18 protein-coding genes are annotated in these 17,478 nt (G+C 72.4%); 8 read left to right on the top strand and 10 right to left on the bottom strand.

What is annotated here, in order from left to right; translation table 11 throughout:
- Positions 1-19: 19 nt before the first annotated feature.
- Together KY5_RS11560 and KY5_RS11555 are read right to left on the bottom strand one after the other, a co-directional pair.
- Positions 20-832, bottom strand: a complete 813-nt coding sequence (locus tag KY5_RS11560) for an SAM-dependent methyltransferase (protein WP_418952761.1) — start codon at positions 830-832, stop codon at positions 20-22.
- Positions 833-888: 56 nt separating this feature from the next.
- On the bottom strand, positions 889-1,416 hold the full coding sequence (locus KY5_RS11555) for a DoxX family protein (RefSeq protein ID WP_098242157.1): 528 nt from the start codon (positions 1,414-1,416) through the stop codon (positions 889-891).
- A 279-nt stretch (positions 1,417-1,695) separates the two neighbouring features.
- Here KY5_RS11555 and KY5_RS11550 point away from each other — a divergent pair, with 279 nt between their 5' ends.
- Complete coding sequence (locus tag KY5_RS11550; protein WP_098242156.1) at positions 1,696-2,022, top strand: hypothetical protein; 327 nt, start codon at positions 1,696-1,698, stop codon at positions 2,020-2,022.
- A gap of 15 nt (positions 2,023-2,037) precedes the next feature.
- On the opposite strand, the gene KY5_RS11545 is transcribed toward KY5_RS11550, so the two are convergent.
- From KY5_RS11545 to KY5_RS11535, 3 genes are all read right to left on the bottom strand, one after another.
- The gene (locus tag KY5_RS11545) at positions 2,038-2,922 is read right to left on the bottom strand and encodes a PhzF family phenazine biosynthesis protein (RefSeq protein WP_098242155.1); all 885 of its coding nucleotides are present in this window, start codon (positions 2,920-2,922) and stop codon (positions 2,038-2,040) included.
- Between the two features lie 103 nt (positions 2,923-3,025).
- Positions 3,026-3,496: a lamin tail domain-containing protein gene (locus tag KY5_RS11540; protein ID WP_098247188.1), complete on the bottom strand. Its 471-nt coding sequence runs from the start codon at positions 3,494-3,496 to the stop codon at positions 3,026-3,028.
- Between the two features lie 106 nt (positions 3,497-3,602).
- Positions 3,603-4,376: an SDR family oxidoreductase gene (locus KY5_RS11535; RefSeq protein WP_098242154.1), complete on the bottom strand. Its 774-nt coding sequence runs from the start codon at positions 4,374-4,376 to the stop codon at positions 3,603-3,605.
- A gap of 132 nt (positions 4,377-4,508) precedes the next feature.
- Between KY5_RS11535 and KY5_RS11530 the strand changes: the two genes are divergently transcribed.
- The 3 genes from KY5_RS11530 (at position 4,509) to KY5_RS11520 (ending at position 8,696) form a co-directional block, all read left to right on the top strand.
- Entirely contained in the window at positions 4,509-6,143 is a 1,635-nt protein-coding gene (locus tag KY5_RS11530; protein ID WP_098242153.1) for an alkaline phosphatase D family protein, read from the top strand.
- 133 nt (positions 6,144-6,276) lie between these two features.
- Positions 6,277-7,566 (top strand): Bcr/CflA family multidrug efflux MFS transporter, encoded by a 1,290-nt coding sequence (locus tag KY5_RS11525; RefSeq protein ID WP_098242152.1) that lies wholly within the window; start codon positions 6,277-6,279, stop codon positions 7,564-7,566.
- Entirely contained in the window at positions 7,521-8,696 is a 1,176-nt protein-coding gene (locus tag KY5_RS11520) for a serine hydrolase domain-containing protein (protein WP_234362690.1), read from the top strand. The genes KY5_RS11525 and KY5_RS11520 overlap by 46 nt, the downstream gene beginning before the upstream one ends.
- A 29-nt stretch (positions 8,697-8,725) precedes the next feature.
- Here the strand turns inward: KY5_RS11520 and KY5_RS11515 are convergent, their stop codons facing one another.
- Entirely contained in the window at positions 8,726-9,223 is a 498-nt protein-coding gene (locus tag KY5_RS11515; RefSeq protein WP_098242151.1) for a GNAT family N-acetyltransferase, read from the bottom strand.
- Positions 9,224-9,298: 75 nt separating this feature from the next.
- Here KY5_RS11515 and KY5_RS11510 point away from each other — a divergent pair, with 75 nt between their 5' ends.
- Positions 9,299-10,315 carry a small ribosomal subunit Rsm22 family protein gene (locus KY5_RS11510; protein ID WP_098242150.1) on the top strand — a complete coding sequence of 339 codons (1,017 nt, stop codon included), beginning with the start codon at positions 9,299-9,301 and terminating at the stop codon, positions 10,313-10,315.
- Between the two features lies 1 nt (position 10,316).
- On the opposite strand, the gene KY5_RS11505 is transcribed toward KY5_RS11510, so the two are convergent.
- Positions 10,317-10,817: a hypothetical protein gene (locus KY5_RS11505; RefSeq protein WP_234362689.1), complete on the bottom strand. Its 501-nt coding sequence runs from the start codon at positions 10,815-10,817 to the stop codon at positions 10,317-10,319.
- A gap of 188 nt (positions 10,818-11,005) precedes the next feature.
- Here KY5_RS11505 and KY5_RS11500 point away from each other — a divergent pair, with 188 nt between their 5' ends.
- A complete protein-coding gene (locus tag KY5_RS11500; RefSeq protein WP_098242148.1) occupies positions 11,006-13,006 on the top strand; it encodes a glycoside hydrolase in 2,001 nt (666 codons plus the stop codon).
- A gap of 4 nt (positions 13,007-13,010) precedes the next feature.
- Here KY5_RS11500 and ddaH read toward each other — a convergent pair whose 3' ends face one another.
- Complete coding sequence (gene ddaH, locus KY5_RS11495; RefSeq protein WP_418952760.1) at positions 13,011-13,844, bottom strand: dimethylargininase; 834 nt, start codon at positions 13,842-13,844, stop codon at positions 13,011-13,013.
- A gap of 218 nt (positions 13,845-14,062) precedes the next feature.
- Here ddaH and KY5_RS11490 point away from each other — a divergent pair, with 218 nt between their 5' ends.
- Positions 14,063-14,707, top strand: a complete 645-nt coding sequence (locus KY5_RS11490) for a TetR/AcrR family transcriptional regulator (protein ID WP_098242146.1) — start codon at positions 14,063-14,065, stop codon at positions 14,705-14,707.
- On the opposite strand, the gene KY5_RS11485 is transcribed toward KY5_RS11490, so the two are convergent.
- Positions 14,682-15,548 carry a glycerophosphodiester phosphodiesterase gene (locus KY5_RS11485; RefSeq protein ID WP_098242145.1) on the bottom strand — a complete coding sequence of 289 codons (867 nt, stop codon included), beginning with the start codon at positions 15,546-15,548 and terminating at the stop codon, positions 14,682-14,684. The two genes, KY5_RS11490 and KY5_RS11485, sit on opposite strands and share 26 nt — an antisense overlap.
- 168 nt (positions 15,549-15,716) lie before the next feature.
- Here KY5_RS11485 and KY5_RS11480 point away from each other — a divergent pair, with 168 nt between their 5' ends.
- A complete protein-coding gene (locus KY5_RS11480; protein ID WP_098242144.1) occupies positions 15,717-16,442 on the top strand; it encodes a bifunctional DNA primase/polymerase in 726 nt (241 codons plus the stop codon).
- Between the two features lie 21 nt (positions 16,443-16,463).
- Here the strand turns inward: KY5_RS11480 and KY5_RS11475 are convergent, their stop codons facing one another.
- Positions 16,464-17,408 (bottom strand): hypothetical protein, encoded by a 945-nt coding sequence (locus KY5_RS11475; protein ID WP_234362688.1) that lies wholly within the window; start codon positions 17,406-17,408, stop codon positions 16,464-16,466.
- Positions 17,409-17,478: the final 70 nt, after the last annotated feature.

Below are 17,478 nucleotides of genomic sequence, written 5' to 3'. Positions count from 1 at the left end.
GGCGTAGGAGATGTAGGCGTCAGTCGACGACCGGCACCAAGGTCAGATACGCGATGCCCAGCACCCCGCGGTAGCCGCGCAGCCAGCTGGCACGCTGGGTGTCGACCTTCGCGCGCGTCTCGGCGGCCAGCGGGTGGTCGGGGTGCGAGGCCAGCCACTCCTCGGCGTCGGAGCGGTAGGCGGATTCGAACTCCTCCCACTCCTCGTCGTTCGCCGCCTCCACCCACAGCGGGCGGAACCCCGCCTCGATCGCCGCGTCCACCAGGTCGCCGAGGGAGAGGTGTTCGTCGGCGCGGGCGTCCGGCCACATCGCGGCGAGCTCGGCGGCGGTCGGCGTGCGCTGCCAGAACCCCTCGCCGAGCACGACGCGGCCGCCGGGGTTCACCAGGCCGCGAAGGGCACGCAGCGCCTCCACCGTGGCCAGGGGCAATGCGGCGGAGCTGAGGGCGTGACCGGCGCCGAGGCAGAGCACGACGTCGGCGGGGCCGTGCGCGGTGTCGGTGGCCGACTCCTGGACGAACTCGACGCGCCCGCCGAGCCCGCGCTCCTCGGCGTTCGCGCGCCCCCGGGCCAGGTCCTCCCCGTTCAGGTCGATCCCGACCCCGCTGGCCCCCGGCGCCTCGTCGAGGATCCGCAGCATCAACTCGCCCCACCCGCACCCGAGATCGAGCACGGAACGCGGCTCGCTCGCCACGAGCCGCTGGACCATCCGTCCCGCACGCGCCTCGGAGAGCGGCCCGTGAAAGGCGAGCCGTGTGAGTCGTGGGGGTCCGTCCTGGGCGGGGGAGTCGGGGGTGCCTGGAGCGGTGGGAGTGCTGGAATCCATGGTCATGGCCGTGGACGCTAACGTGCCGATGGCTCCGGTGGACAACGAATTTGCGGTGCCCCTTACGAGCCCTCTCCCTCGTCCACCGTCCTCTTCCTGGCCCCCAGCGTCATGAGTACGCCGATCGCCGTGCCCGCGAGGGCCGCGGGGACCATCCAGGTGCGGTTGAGGGCGTGGCCCAGGGCGTGGTCGGCGGAGTAGCGGCCGGGGCCCGTCACCGCGAGGGCCGCCGCGGTCAGGCCGAGGAAGGCCGGGTACTCGTAGCCGCCGCCCTGGCTGAAGAAGCCGTTCGGCGCGTGGACGGCCGTGGCGCCCGCCATCGCCCCTGCCGCCGCCGCGCCCGCCGCGGGTGTCGCGAGGCCCAGCGCGAGCAGGACGCCGCCGCCCGCCTCCGCGACCCCCGCGACCATCGCGTTCAGCTTGCCCGGCGCGTACCCGACCGACTCCATGAAGGCACCGGTGCCCTCGATGCCCCCGCCGCCGAACCAGCCGAACAGCTTCTGGGCGCCGTGCGCGGCGAGCACCCCGCCGGTCCCCGCGCGAAGCAGCAGCAGGCCGAGGTCGCGTCGGTCGAGGCATGAGCAGGTCATGGGGACTCCCGGGTCTCTCCGAGGGCGGTCGGGTCCCTCCCACCGTCCATCGGGGCGACGCGGCGCACCCTGTGCACGGGGCCGTCCGGGTGACACACGTCCGGCCCCGTCAGGGGCGCGGGGAACTGCGCGCTCAGCGCGCGACGAGCCGCAGTCGCGTCTGCCGAGGGCCCGGCAGTCGCGGCTGCGGCTCTTTCGTGGTTGCTCGCGCAGTTCCCCGCGCCCCTGACGGGGCCCGTACCGGTGGCGCCGGGGATGCCCCGGTGTGACCGTGGCCCCATGAGCATCCAAGTGAACCGGCTCGCCGACCCCCTGGTCCGCGCCTTCGTCACCGCCGTGAACGCCCACGACAAGGACGCCTTCAACGCCCTGCTCGCGCCCGGCGCGACCATGGCCGACGACGGCTCCGACCGGGACGTCGCCGACTGGACCGAGCGGGAGATCTTCTCCTGCAACGGCCACATGGACGTCGAGTCGGAGTCGGACGGCGGCCGCACGCTGCTCGTCTCGTACCGGAACGACACCTGGGGCGAGATGCGCACGAAGTGGAGCTTCACCGTCGACGACGCGGGCAGGATCTCCCGCTTCGAGACCGGCCAGGCCTGACGCCGAGCGGGAGCGTCAGGACGGGATGCGCACCGCCGAGCCGGTCACCCGCACCCGCTCCTCCCCGTCCCGCAGCGTCACCGTCAGCACCCCGGGCCTGCCCATGTCCGCGCCCTGGTACAGGGTGAGCTCCGCGTCGGCCGGTACCAGGCCGAGTTCGCGCGCGTAGGCACCGAAGGCCGCGGCCGCCGCGCCCGTCGCCGGGTCCTCCACGACGCCGCCGACCGGGAACGGGTCGCGCACGTGGAAGACGAAGTCGCTCTCGCGCCACACCAGTTGGACGGTGGTCAGGTCCAGGCGGCGCATCAGCGCTTCGAGGCGCGCGAAGTCGTACGAGAGGTCGGCGAGGCGCGCCCGTGTCGCGGCGGCGAGCACGAGGTGGCGGGCGCCCGCGAACGCGATGCGCGGCGGCAGGGCGCCGTCCAGCTCGTCCGCGCCCCAGCCGAGCGCGGCGAGCGCCTCGGTGACGTCGTCCCCGGCGGCCGCCTCGACGCGCGGCGCGACGCTGGTGAGCGTGGCCCGCAGCACGTCCGCCGCGCCGGAGACCGTCACCGGCACCGTGCCCGCCCGCGTCGCGAACACGAACTCACCTGCTCCGTCCCGCTCGGCGAGCGCCACCGCGGTGGCCACGGTGGCGTGTCCGCAGAAGGGGACCTCGGCCTTGGGGCTGAAGTAGCGGACGGCGTAGGCCCGTTCGGCGCCGGCCGGGTCCGGGGTGAGGAACGCTGTCTCGCTGTAGCCGAGTTCGGCCGCGATCGCGAGCATCGCCGCGTCGTCCAGGCCCGCCGCGTCGAGGACGACCCCGGCGGGGTTGCCGCCCGCGGGGTCGGTGGTGAAGGCGGTGTAGCGCAGCACGTCGGGTCCGGTGCCGGGGGAGTCCGCGGCGTTGTTCGTCGTCATGTCGCAGGGCAACCACTCCGCGCCCCGGGAGATTCCCGCGGCCCCAACCGCGGGTTCCGGTCCTTCGCGGAGCGGTCGCCCTGCCCCCTCCCCTTCGTGATGGTCAGTGGCAGTTCTTGTACCCGTGGTCGCCGCGCGTCCAGGAGCAGGAGTCCTGGAGCGAGCCGCTCGGCTTGACGAGGCGGGCCTTGTCGCTGGTGTTGTTCCAGACGTAGCTGCCGCGGCCCCAGTAGCGCACGCCCGAGGCGTTGGACCCCTTGCCGGTGCGGACCTTGACGGTCTTGCCCGCGCCGATCTTGTAACTGCCGAAGGTGTACGTGTAGCCGGTGTTGTCCTTGAGCTTGTAGCCCTTGAGCTGGACCGCGGAGCGGGAGCTGTTGTGGATGTTCACCCACTCCGCGTTCAGCGAGGAGTTGCTGCGGGTGTCACGGCCCGGGCTGTCGTACTGGATGTATCCGAGGTGCAGTCCGCCCTGGTGCCGGGCGGCCGCCGCCGACGCGGGCGAGGCGGCGAGCAGCGACACCGAAAGGGCGGTGGCCGCGAGGACGGCGGGGGCGGCGGTGCGTATGCGCAAGGCGTGCTCCAAGTGTGAAGTTCTCGTGGAGAGAAGCTGAGCATACGGGGTGCGCTGAGCGGGATTGAGGCGGTAGGTCCGATTCCACTTGTGTAGGTTTCCGGCCTCAGCCCCGCCCGACGTACGGCATGTTGGTCGCGAGCACCGTCGCGAACTGCACGTTCGCCCCGAGCGGCAGCTCCGCCATGTGCCGCACCGTGCGCGCCACGTCGGCCACGTCCATCACCGGCTCGGCCGCGAGCTCGCCGTTGGCCTGGAGGATCCCCGACTGCATGCGCTCGGTCATGTCGGTCGCCGCGTTGCCGATGTCGATCTGCCCCACCGCGATCCGGTACGGACGGCCGTCCAGCGAGAGGGACTTGGTCAGGCCCGTCAGGGCGTGCTTCGTCGCCGTGTACGCCACCGAGTGCGGGCGCGGCGCGTGCGCGGAGATCGAGCCGTTGTTGATGATCCGCCCGCCCTGCGGCTCCTGCTCCTTCATCTGCCGGAAGGCGGCCTGCGCGCACAGGAACGCGCCGTTGAGGTTGGTGTCGACGACATGGCGCCAGGCGTCGTAGGGGAGTTCCTCGACCGGGACGCCGCCGGGACCGAACGTACCGGCGTTGTTGAAGAGCAGGTCCAGGCGGCCGAAGCGCTCGCGCACGGCCGTGAAGAGCGCGGCCACGTCCTCGGGCCGCGCCACGTCGGTGCGCACGCACAGGGCGGCGCCGTCCTTCGCGGCGGCGAGGGCGGCCGTCTCCTCCAGGGTCTCCGTGCGGCGGCCCGCGAGCGCCACCGACCATCCGGCGGCGAGCAGTTCGAGGGCGACGGAGCGGCCGATCCCGGAGCCCGCTCCGGTCACCACGGCGGTCTTCGTCGGTGCAGTTGGCTCAGCGTTCATGGCCCCGCAGCGTACGGGAGGGCTGTCCACGCGGACATCATCCGACCGCCATGCGGCTGTTGTGTACGCGACAGTCGGGCGTCGTCCCCCGCCACTTCCATGCACCTGACACCAATCGTCAGGGGAGGGCCCATGACACCCGCAGGCCAGCACCACGCACCCGAACTCAAGGCAGCGGCACGCCACGTGGGGCGCCGCCGGTTCCTCACCGTCACGGGGGCCGCCGCCGCGCTCGCCTTCGCCACCGAGCTGCCCACCGCGGGCGTCGCGAGCGCCGCCGAGCTGGACGGGCGCAGGATCAAGGACAACCCCTTCACCCTCGGTGTCGCCTCCGGCGACCCGCTGCCCGGCTCCGTGCTGCTGTGGACCCGGCTCGCGCCCGCCCCCTACGAGCCGGGCGGCGGCCTGCCCAAGGAGCGCGTCGCCGTCCAGTGGGAGCTCGCCCACGACGCCCGCTTCCGGCGCGTCGCCAGACGCGGCACGGTCACCGCCCACCCGGAGTTCAACCACAGCGTGCACGTCGAGGCCGAGCACCTCGACGCGGGCCGCACCTACTACTTCCGCTTCAAGGCGGGCACGTGGGTCAGCGAGACGGGCCGCACCCGCACCGCGCCCCCGGCCGGCAGCCGCCCCGGCCCCCTCACCCTCGCCGCGGTCTCCTGCCAGGCGTACCACGACGGCTACTTCACCGCGTACAAGCACCTGGCACAGGACGACGTCGACGTCGTCTTCCACCTCGGCGACTACCTCTACGAGTACGCGGTCAACGCGGTCGGCGGCGCCCGCAAGTACACCGACCGCACGCTGCCCGCGCACTACAACAAGGAGACCCAGACCCTGGAGGACTACCGCCTGCGGTACGCCCTCTACAAGTCCGACCCCGACCTGCGCGCCGCCCACGCGGCCCACCCCTTCGTCGTCACCTGGGACGACCACGAGGCCGAGAACAACTACGCGGACGACATCTCCGAGAACGACGACCCGCCCGCCGAGTTCCTGCTCCGCCGCGCCGCCGCCTACCGCGCGTACTGGGAGAACCAGCCGCTGCGCCGCCCGCAGCTGCCCAAGGGGCCCGACGCGCAGCTCTACCGCCGCCTGGTCTGGGGCCGCCTCGCCCAGTTCGACATCCTCGACACCCGGCAGTACCGCTCCGACCAGGCGTACGGCGACACGGCCCACGCCCCGGGGCCCGAGTCGGACGACCCGGCGCGCACCATCACCGGCGCCACCCAGGAGCGCTGGCTCATCGACGGCTGGCACCGCTCGCGCGCGCAGTGGAACCTCGTCCCGCAGCAGGTCACCTTCTCCCAGCGCAAGCTGGACCTCACCGCGCAGGCGAAGCTCTCCATGGACGCCTGGGACGGCTACCGGGCCTCGCGGCAGCGGGTCCTCGCGGGCGCGAAGGCGGCGGACCTGGACAACCTCATGATCCTCACCGGAGACGTGCACGTCGGCTACGCCTTCGACATCAAGGCCGACTTCGACGACCCGTCGTCCAAGACCCTCGGCACGGAGATCGTCGCCACGTCCATCGCCAGCGGCAAGGACGGCGCGGACAAGCCCGCGAACTGGGAGACCTACACCAAGGCCAACCCCCACATGAAGTTCTACAACGGCCGCCGCGGCTACGTGACGGTCGGCCTGGACAGGGAGGCGGCGCGGGCCGACTTCAAGACGGTCTCGGCCGTCACGACGCCGGACGCCCCCATCAAGACGGCGGCGTCCTTCGTCACGGAGGCGGGCGACCCTGGCCTCAAGCCCGCATAACAGCCCCTCCGGCGTTTGAGGAGCGGGGTCTGGGGCGGCGCCCCAGGAGACGGCGCTCGGGACGGAAATCGGTCTGTACCACCCACCCAGAGCTGCGACCATGGTCGGGACTGAACCAACTGGGAGGGGCGCGATGCCTGAGCGCGGGCAGACCACGGAAGAGCACGAGATACGGACGGCGACGGGGCCGAAGAACCCCGTCGCCGTCCGCAGGACCGGCGCACTCGTCACCCTCGTCCTCGGCGGCCTCACCGCCGTCCCCCCGCTCTCCATGGACATGTACCTGCCGGCCCTGCCGGAGGTCACCGACGCGCTCAGCTCCCCCGCGGCGACCGTCCAGCTGACGCTCACCGCCTGCCTGATGGGCATGGCGCTCGGCCAGCTCGTCGTCGGCCCGATGAGCGACAAGTGGGGGCGCCGCCGCCCGCTCCTCATCGGCCTCCTCGTCTACATCCTGGCCACCGCGATCTGCGCCTTCGCGCCCACCGCGGAACTCCTCATCGGCTTCCGCCTCCTGCAAGGACTCGCGGGCGCGGCGGGCATCGTGATCGCCCGGGCGGTCGTCCGTGACCTGTACGACGGCGTGGAGATGGCCCGGTTCTTCTCCACCCTCATGCTGATCTCCGGCGTCGCCCCGGTCGTCGCGCCCCTGATCGGCGGCCAGGTCCTGCGCTTCACGGACTGGCGGGGCATCTTCGTCGTCCTCACCGGCGTCGGCATCGCGCTCACCGCCCTCGTGTGGCGGTGCCTGCCCGAGACGCTCGCCCCCGAGAAGCGGCACGGCGGCGGCACCGTCGAGGCGCTGCGCACCATGAAGTCGCTGCTCGCCGACCGCGTCTTCACCGGCTACATGATCGCGGGCGGCTTCGCGTTCGCCGCCCTGTTCGCGTACATCTCCGCGTCGCCCTTCGTCATCCAGGAGATTTACGGCGCGTCCCCGCAGACCTTCAGCCTGCTCTTCGGCGTGAACTCCGTCGGCCTGATCGTCGTCGGCCAGATCAACGGCAAGGTCCTGGTCGGCAGGATCAGTCTGAACAAGGTGCTCGGCTTCGGCCTGAGCGTGATCACCCTCGCCGCGACCGCGCTGCTCCTGATGACCACGGGCGTCTTCGGCGAGGTCGGGCTCGTTCCGGTCGCGGCCGGACTCTTCGTCCTGATGTCGGCGATGGGCCTGGCCATGCCGAACACCCAGTCCCTCGCACTCGTCCGCACCCCGCACGCGGCCGGTTCCGCTTCCGCGCTGCTCGGCACCACGTCCTTCCTCATCGGCGCCATCGCGTCGCCGCTCGTCGGCATCGCGGGCGAGGACACCGCCGTCCCGATGGCCGTCGTCCAACTGGTCTGCGCGCTGGCGGCCATCGCCTGCTTCGTGGGACTGTGCCGCCCCTGGCAGCACAGGGCCACGGAGGGAGTGGACCACTGACCGCACCACGGCTCCTGCGCACCGGCACCCCGGACCGCGCGGGCCTCGACCCCGACGAGATCGGCCGCCTCGTCTCCGAGGTGCGCGAGCTGACGCGCGGCCCGCGCCCCTGGTGCGCGGGCGCCGTCGTCCTCGCGGGCCGCGGCCCGGTGATCGCCGCCGAGGCGGCCGAGGGCTGGGCCGTGCGCTACGCCTCGTACGACCCGGAGACCGACGCGGGCGTCGAGCTGCCCCGCGAGTGGCGGGTGCCGATGCGCACGAGCACCCCCTTCGACCTGGCCTCGCTCACCAAGCTCTTCACGACCGTCGCCGCCGTGCAGCAGCTGGAACGCGGCACGCTCGGCATCGACGCCCTCGTGGGGGCGTACGTCCCGGAGTTCACGGCCGCCGCCGCGCACGGCATCACGGTGCGCCAGCTGCTCACCCACACCTCGGGCCTGCGGCCCGAGCTGCCGCTGTACGACTGCCCGGACGCCGCCGCGCGCCGCGTCGCCCTGCGCAGGGAGGAGCCGGTCACCGAGCCGGGCACCTACGTCTACTCCGACCTGAACATGCTGCTGCTCCAGCACGTCCTGGAGCGGCTCACCCGCCGCCCCCTCGACGTCCTCGTGCGCGAGGGCATCACCCGGCCCCTGGGCATGGCCGACACCGGCTTCGGCCCGCGCCCGGACGCCGCGGCCACCGAGGACCAGCGCAGGCCCTGGGCGAAGGCCGACCGGGGGATGCTGCGCGGCACGGTCCACGACGAGAACGCCTGGGCGCTCGGCGGCGTCGCCGGGCACGCCGGGCTCTTCTCCACCGCCCGCGACCTCGCCGTGTTCTGCCGCACGCTGCTGTGCGGCGGCTCGTACGGCAGGGCCCGCATCCTCGGCCCCGACTTCGTGGAGCTGATGCTGACCGCGCCGGGACTCGGCTTCGGCATCGACCAGCCGTGGTTCATGGGACAGCTCGCGGGCGGCGGCGCGGCGGGCCACACGGGCTTCACCGGCACGTCCTTGGTCCTCGACCCGGTGACGGACACGTTCCTCGTGCTGCTCGCCAACACCGTGCACCCGGTGCGCAGGCCCGCCGACAGCGCGCCGAGGGCGGCGGCGGCCACCCGCCTCGCGCGGGCGGCCCGGGGGCGGTAGCGGCTACAGGGCGCGGGCTACAGGGCGGGCTACAGGGCCCTGCGGAAGCAGACCCGGTGGTGCCCGGGGCCGTCGTAGTCGCTGTGCACGGGAAGACCGTCGACCTCGCGGTCACCCGGTTCGAGCGTGAAGCCCATGGCGCGGTGGAACGCGATGGAGCGGGTGTTGCGCGGCGAGGTGATCGACCGGACCTCCGTGCGGCCCGCGGCGGCGGCCCCGCGGAAGAACTCCTCGTAGAGCGTGCGGCCCACGCCCCGGCCGCGCAGCTCCGGGGCGACGCCCACGAAGTGGATGTACGCGCCGTGGTCGTCGTCGGCGGAGTACAGGCCGACGAGGAACGCCCTGACCGCGCCGTCCTCCTCCACGATCAGGCTGGTCTGCGAGAAGAACTGCAGAAACAGCTTCGGCAGCAGCAGGGACAGTTCCCTGGACTGCTCGGGGGAGTGGGTGGCATCCCACCAGGTCTGGACGCGATCGACGATCGCGCCGTGGTCGGACACCCTGGCCCGGCGTACCTCTGTGCTCATGACGCTCCTTCCCACACCTTCTCGCGCCGTTCACCGTCGGCTCGTGCTTCCCTCCTACCCCCGTAGAATCACGGGGTGAACGCCCCGATCTCCCCGGCTTCCCCAGCCTCCCCCGCCGACACGCTGCGCACCGCGCTCGCCGGGCTCCTCGACGGACTGCCGCCCAAGCAGGCGACCCAGGCCGTCGACCGGCTCATCGCCAACTACCGGGGCCGCACACCGACCGACGCACCGATCCTGCGCGACCGCGCGGACGTCGCGGCCTACGCCGCCTACCGCATGCCCGCGACCTTCGAGGCGGTACGTTCCGCGCTCGACGCCCTCGCGGACGCGGCGCCCGAGGGCTGGGCGCCGGGCAGTCACGTGGACGTGGGAGGCGGGACCGGGGCCGCGACCTGGGCGGTCGCCTCGACCTGGGCGGGGGAGCGGCCCGTGACGGTCCTCGACTGGGCCGAGCCCGCGCTGGCCCTCGGCCGTGAACTGGCGGGCGCGGAGCCCCGCTTGAAGGCCGCGCGGTGGCAGCGCTCCCGTATCGGAGCATCGCTCGCCATCGAGAGCACCGATCTCGTCACGGTGTCGTACGTCCTCGGCGAGCTCACGGAGGCCGACCGGGCCTCGGTCGTGGAGGCGGCGGCGGACGCGGCCGCGCAGGCCGTCGTCATCATCGAGCCGGGCACCCCGGACGGCTACACGCGGATCATGGAGGCGCGCGAGCGCCTGATCGCCGCCGGTTTCCGGATCGCCGCGCCCTGCCCGCACAGCGCGGCCTGCCCCATCGAGCCCGGCACCGACTGGTGCCACTTCTCGGCCCGCGTCAGCCGCTCGTCCCTGCACCGCCAGGTCAAGGGCGGCTCACTGGCGTACGAGGACGAGAAGTTCAGCTACGTCGCGGCGGTCCGCTTCGACCCGGTGCCGCCGTCGGCCCGGGTGGTGCGCCGCCCGCAGATCCGCAAGGGCCAGGTCCTCCTCGACCTGTGCGGGGCCGAGGAGGAGCTGCGCAGGGAGACCGTGACCAAGCGCCACGGCCCCCTCTACCGCGCGGCGCGCGACGCCGACTGGGGCGACGCGTGGCCGCCCCCGTCGGCGGAGTGACTCACGCGCCCCAGGTGCCCTGGTCGACGGCGCAGTTCCAGCCGGTGCCGTGCACGGCGAACTTGACCTTGTAGGACCGGGTGTTCAGCAGGTGCGTACGCACCTTGACGCCGAGCTTGGCCTTGCCCTTGAAGGACTTGTCGAAGACCGAGACGGTCTTCGACGTCCTGCGGGTGACCTTGCCGCCCGTCGGCGTCGCCTTGCCGAAGCGGACGTTCTTGACGTTGGTCACCGTGAACGTGACGTTCTTGATGCTCGAACGGCTCTTGTTCTTGATGCCGAAGTACAGTCCGCCGTTGGTCACCCAGCCGTTGCGGTCGATCTGGAAGCGCGACGTGTAGACGATGTCGATCGGGCATCCGGCGACGGCGCGCGGCGCGGCCTTCGCCGACGCGGCCTTCGGAGCGGTCGGTCCTGTCGCGGCGGACGCGGACCCGGCGAGACCGAGCTGTGCGGCCGTGAGTGCCCCCGCGGTGGCCAGGACCGCGGCGGACGTGCGCATACGGTTCACTGCGCTGATACCTCTTTCCCCCTGGGCCCCTGTGGACCCAACTTTTTGGTTGTGGTGATGCGTTCACACAGGACGGTCGATGTCACTGCGCGTCCGTATTGTTAGCACGTCCCCGGCCAGTTGGCTGAACTGACCCTCTTCTTAAGAGGTTCTTAGACCCGGCGACTATCCACATCCCCATGCCCACCAAGATCAGTTCTCCAGGCCATGCCCGCAGGCGCTCGGACACCCGCTTCCTCGCCCTGTCCCTCGCCCTCGCGCTCACCGCGGCCGGTGCCACCACGTACGCCTTCACCGCGGGCGCGGGACAGCCGCGCGGCAGCCGCGTCGAACTCGCCGTCCACGGCGGCACCGCGGTCGTCGACACCGCCACGCTCGCCGTCCGCGCCCGCACCGGTGACGGCCGCGACCTCACCCTCTCCGACGCCTCGGGCACCGACCTCGGCGCCCCGGGCCCGGTGACCCGCACCGGCGAGGACCGGGCCCGCTGGAGCTACCCCGAACGCGGCATCGACGTCACCGCCCGCACCGACCACGGCCGCCTCTCGCTGCGCATGAAGTCGGCCCGCGACACCTCCGTCAGCTGGCCCGTCACCGGCACCGACGCCGCGTCCACCTCGCTCCAACTCCCGCGCGGCGAGGGCCTGGACGTCCCCGTCGACGACGCCTTCTGGACCACGGGCAAGGGCGGACTCGGCGGCAGCACCGTCGACGTGGGCGAAGGTCTGACGCTGCCGCTGTGGGGCTACTCCCTCGGCGGGCGGACCGGCGTCAGCTACCTCACCCCCACCGACATCGGCACGACCCTCGGCTTCACCGCCCCCGGCGGGCGCCTGCGCACCACGGCGCGGCACACCTTCGACGGCGGCGACGGCACCCGCGACTACACCGTCACCTTCGCCCTGACCGACGGCAACGCGGTCGCGCCCGCCGCCGACTACCGCTCCTACCTCGCCGAGCGCGGCCGGCTCGGCAGCCTGAAGCGGAAGATCGCGAAGAACCCCGCCACCGGCAAGCTCCTCGGCGCCTTCCACGCCTACACCTGGGGCGAGGCCCGCACGGCGGACGGCGTCGAGCGGCTCCGCAAGCTCGGCGTCGACCGGATGTGGCTCGGCTACGACGGTGAGCCCTACCCGGACGGGGCGGCGGTGAGCGCCGCCAAGAAGGCCGGATACCTGACAGGACCCTACGACTCCTTCGCCAACGGCCAGGACCCGAAGAGCGCCGACGCCCCCAACTCGCGCTGGCCCGGCACCGTGTACCCCGACTTCTGCGTACGCGACGCACACGGCAAGCCCGAGACGGGCTTCGGCGGCCGGGGCTGCTACCTCAGCTCGGCGGCCTTCGAGAAGGCCGAACCCCGCCACCACTACCTCGCGGACCGCACCCGCGCCATGGTCGCGGGCGGCGCCGACAGTTACTTCCTCGACGTCGACGCCACCGGCGAACTCTTCCGCGACCACGGCAAGGGCCACCGCATGACCAAGGCCGAGGACCGCGAGCACCGCCTCGCGCGGATGCGCCGCATCGCGGAGACCGGCAAGGGCCTCGTCCTCGGCTCCGAGACCGCCCAGGCGTGGGCGAACCAGGTGCTCGCCTTCGACCACGGCGGCGGCACCCCGGCGGCCGACGGCCTGTGGGCGCTCCAGAAGGACCGCGAGAAGTGGGGCGGCTACTACCCGGAGAACGCCCCCGGCGTCTTCTTCAAGCCCGTCGACCTGCCCGCCGACCTCGCCAAGGCGATGTACGACCCCCGCTACCGCGTCCCGCTCTACGAGACCGCTCTGCACGGCTCCCTGGTCAACACCGAGCGCTGGGAGCTCGGTTACGAGAAGCTGCCGGACCAGAAGAAGGACCGGGCGCTGCTCGCGATGCTCGACAACACCCCCCTCAACTACGTCCTGGACGGCCCGTCCCTGACCAAGCACGGCGCCGAACTGGCCGCGCTCCAGAAGTACTTCTCGCCGCTGCACAAGGCGGCGGGCACCGAGCCCCTGACCTCCTACCGGCGACTGAGCGCGGACCGCACGGTCCAGCGCACGGTGTTCGGCAGGGGCACGCTGACCGTCACGGCCAACTTCGGCACCAAGGCGTACGAGGGCCTGCCGGGCGGCTGCGTCGACGCCCGCCTCAAGGGCGACGACGCACCGCGCAGGCTCTGCCCGGGGAAGCTGGGCTGAGCGCCTAGCTCCGCAGCTCCTGCGTACAGCACTTCACGCTGCCGCCGCCCTTGAGCAGCTCGCCGAGGTCCACGCCGATGGGTTCGTAGCCGCGCTCGCGCAGCGGCTCGAAGAGGCCGATGGCGGCCTGTGGGAGCAGCACGTGGAGCCCGTCGGACACGGCGTTGAGCCCGAGCGCCACGGCGTCGGGCTCCTCGGCGATCAGCGCGTCGGGGAAGAGCCGCCTCAGGACGGTGCGGCTGCCGGGGGAGAAGGCGGGCGGGTAGTACATGACGTCGTCCGCCGCGTCGTCCAGGACCGCGAGCGCGGTGTCCAGGTGGTAGTAGCGGGGGTCGACCAGATCGAGCCCGATCACCGGGCGGCCGAAGAACTCCTGCGCCTCGCCGTGCGAGAGGGGGCTGGCCCGGAAGCCGCGCCCGGCCAGGACGTACGAGGAGGTGACGGCGAAGTCGCCCTCGCCCTCGTTGATGTGGACGGGTTCGTGGATCTCGGTGTAGCCGTGCGTCCTGAACCACTCCAGGTGGGCGTCGGCCTCCCCCTCGCGCTCGCGGTAGGCGAAGCGCGCGCCGAGCACGCGGCCCTCGACGACGGTCGCGCCGTTGGCGGCGAAGACCATGTCGGGCAGGTCCGCTCTGGGAGTCAGTTCTTCGACGGTGTGGCCGAGCGAGCGGTACACGTCGCGCAGGTCCTCCCACTGGGCGACGGCGAGCGGCACGTCGACCGGTTTGGCGGGATCCATCCAGGGGTTGATGGAGTACGTGACCTTGAAGTGTGCCGGTGGGCACATCAGATAGCGCCGGGGTGTGGCGCACCGAGGAGAGCGAGGAAAACGGGACAACGAAGGCTCCTCACGTACCGCAGGGTCGGATGCTGCCCCTGCCGGGGGCAGTTGCTGCCCATAGTGCGGTCTGAGGAGCCTTCGCGCTGTGCACCGAACGGGTGGTTGACGTCACGCTGCTGCTCCTGGGGTGCGGGAGGGATCTCCGCGCTTCGAGCCGAGCGAGACGTACCGTCTTGTCGAGACGGTACGTCTCGCTCGCTGCTACATTCGATGCCATGGCCCAGAAATCAGCCCCCGACTCCACGCGCCGCAGCGAACGCTCGCGCCGCGCGATCTACGACGCCGCCCTCGCCCTCGTCGGCGAGGTCGGCTACGGCAAGCTGACGATCGAGGCCATCGCGGCCCGCGCCGGCGTCGGCAAGCAGACGATCTACCGCTGGTGGTCCTCCAAGGGCGCCGTCCTGCTCGACGCCTTCCTCGACCTCGCCGAGCAGGCGTCCCGCGCCGCGAGCGAGAACGCGGGCCGGGAGGAGGTCGCCACCGAGATCCCGGACTCCGGCGACCTGGAGGCCGACCTCAAGTACGTGATGCGGGCCACCGTCGACGAGTTCAACGACCCCAAGTACGACGCCCCCTACCGCGCGCTCGCCGCCGAGGGGCTGCTCAACCCCGAGCTGGGCGCCGAGTTCGTGGAGAAGCTCCTCGAACCGCAGCTCCAGCTCTTCGTGAAGCGGGTGCGCCAGGCCCAGGACGCGGGCCAGGTCGCCCCCGGCGTCGACCCCCGCATCGCCCTCGAACTGTGGGCGGGCCCGCTCGCCCAGCGCTGGCTGATGCGATCGGGCCCGCTCACCCACGCCTACACCGACAAGCTCGTCGAGTACGCGCTCTACGGCATCACGCCGCGCCCCGCCGCGTCCTGAGCGCGGACCTCGTCGACGCGGCGATCGGGGTGCGCGACAGGAGCCCCGGCGCATCCGTGATGATGCCGTTGCAGCCGAGCCGCAGCGCCCGGTCGCGCTGCGCGGGCGTGGTCACCGTGTGCGCCCACACCCGGGGGATCCCCGAGTTCACCGCGCGGATCAGATCGCTGTCGCGCGCCTTGTAGTCCACGTCGAGCACGTCCACGTACGACGCCCAGTGCTCGGGCCGGTCCGCGCGCATCTGCGTCTTGGAGCGCCACAGCTGGGCCAGCAGGCCCATCTGGTGGGCGCGTTGGGCCACCGCCGGGTTGTTGGAGTTCACGAAGACCGAGCGGGTCAGGCCGCGCGAGCGGATCAGCGTGGCGAGGCGCTTGAGGCTCTGCGGGTCCTTGGCCTCCAGCATCAGCATGATGCGCCCGCCGAACCGGTCGAGCACCTCCGCGACCGTCGGCGGGCGCTCCGGGCTCCAGAACCCCGGCAGATCCATGCCGGGGCGCACCAGGACGTCCTGCCACGACGCGCTGTCCAGGTCCCGCACCGGGCCCGTCTCGTACGTGGTGCGGTCCAGGGTCGCGTCGTGCATGACCACCAGCGTGCCGTCGCGCAGTATCCGGGTGTCGAAGTCGATGACCTGGGCGGTGCCGCGTTCGTACGCCGCGGCGAGGCCCGACATGCTGTTCTCGGGCACCTCCAGGGCGCCGCCCCGGTGTGCGGTGTAGACGACGCTGGGGAGCGCGTCCACCGTCAGGGGGCCGCCGCCCCATTCGATCGGGGCGAGGAAGCCGCTCGGTGCCGTGAGGGTCAGCGTCGTGAGAGCTGTCAGCACAGTCCTGATGACCATGGCGACACCGTAGGGGGGTAAATCCCCTCTTAGTACGCAATGACGCGCGAAGCAGTCCGGCGCCTTGGATCACCCCAGGTACCCCGGATGTGGGCTCCGGCCCCCCGGGGCGCAGGATGGTGGGACCATGGGTCATGCTTTCGGCACAACGGCGAGGTGAGGGGCTAGATGGGCGCGGAGTACGGTAGCCGGTCCGGCGTACAGGGCAGGATTTCCCAGTGGCTGCGTCGCCGCCCCAAGGACACGACGGCCGACGACCAGGCCCGCGTGGACCTGCTCCTCGCCGCCGCGGCGGCCGGACTGCCGCTCGCACCGGCCGCCTACCCGTCGGGCTACCGATGTTCCTGCGACCGGATCGGCTGTCCCACGCCCGCCAGGCACCCCGTCTCCTTCGCCTGGCAGACGCAGTCCACGACCGACCGGGGCCAGGTCGAGCGGTGGGCGCGCCACCAGCCCCAGGCCAACTTCATCACCGCGACCGGCATGGTCCACGACGTCCTCGACGTGCCGCTGAGCGCCGGGCGCGTGGCCCTCGAACGGCTGCTCGCCGCCGGTATCGAGGTCGGTCCCGTCGCCGAGTCGGGTGATGACCGGATGCTCTTCCACACCGCCACCCGCGGCACCCCCGAGGACGAGGACGAGTGGTGGCCCTGCGAGCTGGACTGCCACCCCGAGACGATGGACGAGCACCCCGGCCTGCGCTGGCACTGCCGCGGTTCGTACGTCCTGGTGCCGCCCGCCAGGCTCCCCGGTGACCTGGGCATGCGCTGGGTGCGCGGCCCCGAGCACCCGCTGCCGGACCCGCTGACGCTCCTGGAGACGCTCACCGACGAGTGCGCCAGGGTCGCGGGCGAGCCGCAGGACGACGTCGCCGCCTGGCCCTCGCGCCGCTGAGCGCGGTCCGGCGCGGGGCCGCTACTCGCCCCGGGCCCCCGTGAGCCCCTGGATGCGGCCGAGGAACGCCACCTTCTCGCCGCCCGACTTCTTCGGGTCCACGACGACCTGGTTGGACGCCCTGTTCAGCGTCAGTGACTGCTTGACCTCGCCCTTGAGCAGGGCCTTCGCGTCCGCGTCGACCTTCGGGCTCAGCCCCTTGGACGCGGTCTGCCGCTCGTAGTGGCGGGTGGCGAAGAACACCAGCGCGCCGCCGTCCTCGGTGCGCAGCCCCAGCGGCGCGAACGTGCCGCCGTTCTGCGGCTCGTCGATGTACTGCACGGCGAGGCCCGCCCGCTGGGAGTTCCGGTCGCGGAACGCCTTCCAGCGCGACGTGTGGTCGCCCGGCGCGAAGGCGTCGCCGCCGGACTTCAGGTACGACGTGTACTCCTTGCCGAGGTCGGACGGCGCGAGCGCGAGGTCCTTCGCGCCCGTCGTCACCGGCTGCGCCCAGCCGTCCTCGTCCTTCTTCAGCTCGGGCATCTTCTGCGGCGAGACCAGGTTCAGGTACGTCGCGCGCCACAGCTCGTCGGGGCCGCTCTTGGTGAAGACCCACAGCCAGCGCAGGTCCGAGCGGCGGGTGGCCTTGGAGTCGGCGAGGAACCAGCGCGGCCAGCCGGCCTTCTTCGGGATCGAGTACTTCACGTCCGTCAGTTCCAGCGGCACCGCGCCGGGGTTGCCGCCGGGGTGCTGGACGCCGCGCGACTTCAGGCCCGCCTGGTTGATGGCGCCGAGGGGGCCGGTGATCCGGGCGGCGTCGAGGGCCGGATCGTACGCCTTGTCCGCCTTGTTGTACGCGGTGAGGAAGTCATCGAGGGCCTTGGCGGCCTCGGACTTGGTGGCGGAGGGCACGACCTCGCGCTCGCCGTGCACGGTCACGCATCCGCTCGCCGTCAGCGCGAGGGCCGACACCGCCGCCGACGCCATGAGAGGCCGATTGAGACCGCGAACCCTGCGAACCTTGCTCATCGGAATGTCCTCACCTACCCCTTCCCGG

This window comes from Streptomyces formicae, from assembly GCF_002556545.1.
In the GTDB taxonomy this organism is placed as follows: Bacteria; Actinomycetota; Actinomycetes; order Streptomycetales; family Streptomycetaceae; genus Streptomyces; species Streptomyces formicae_A.
This window is presented reverse-complemented; position numbering and strand designations above follow the sequence as displayed.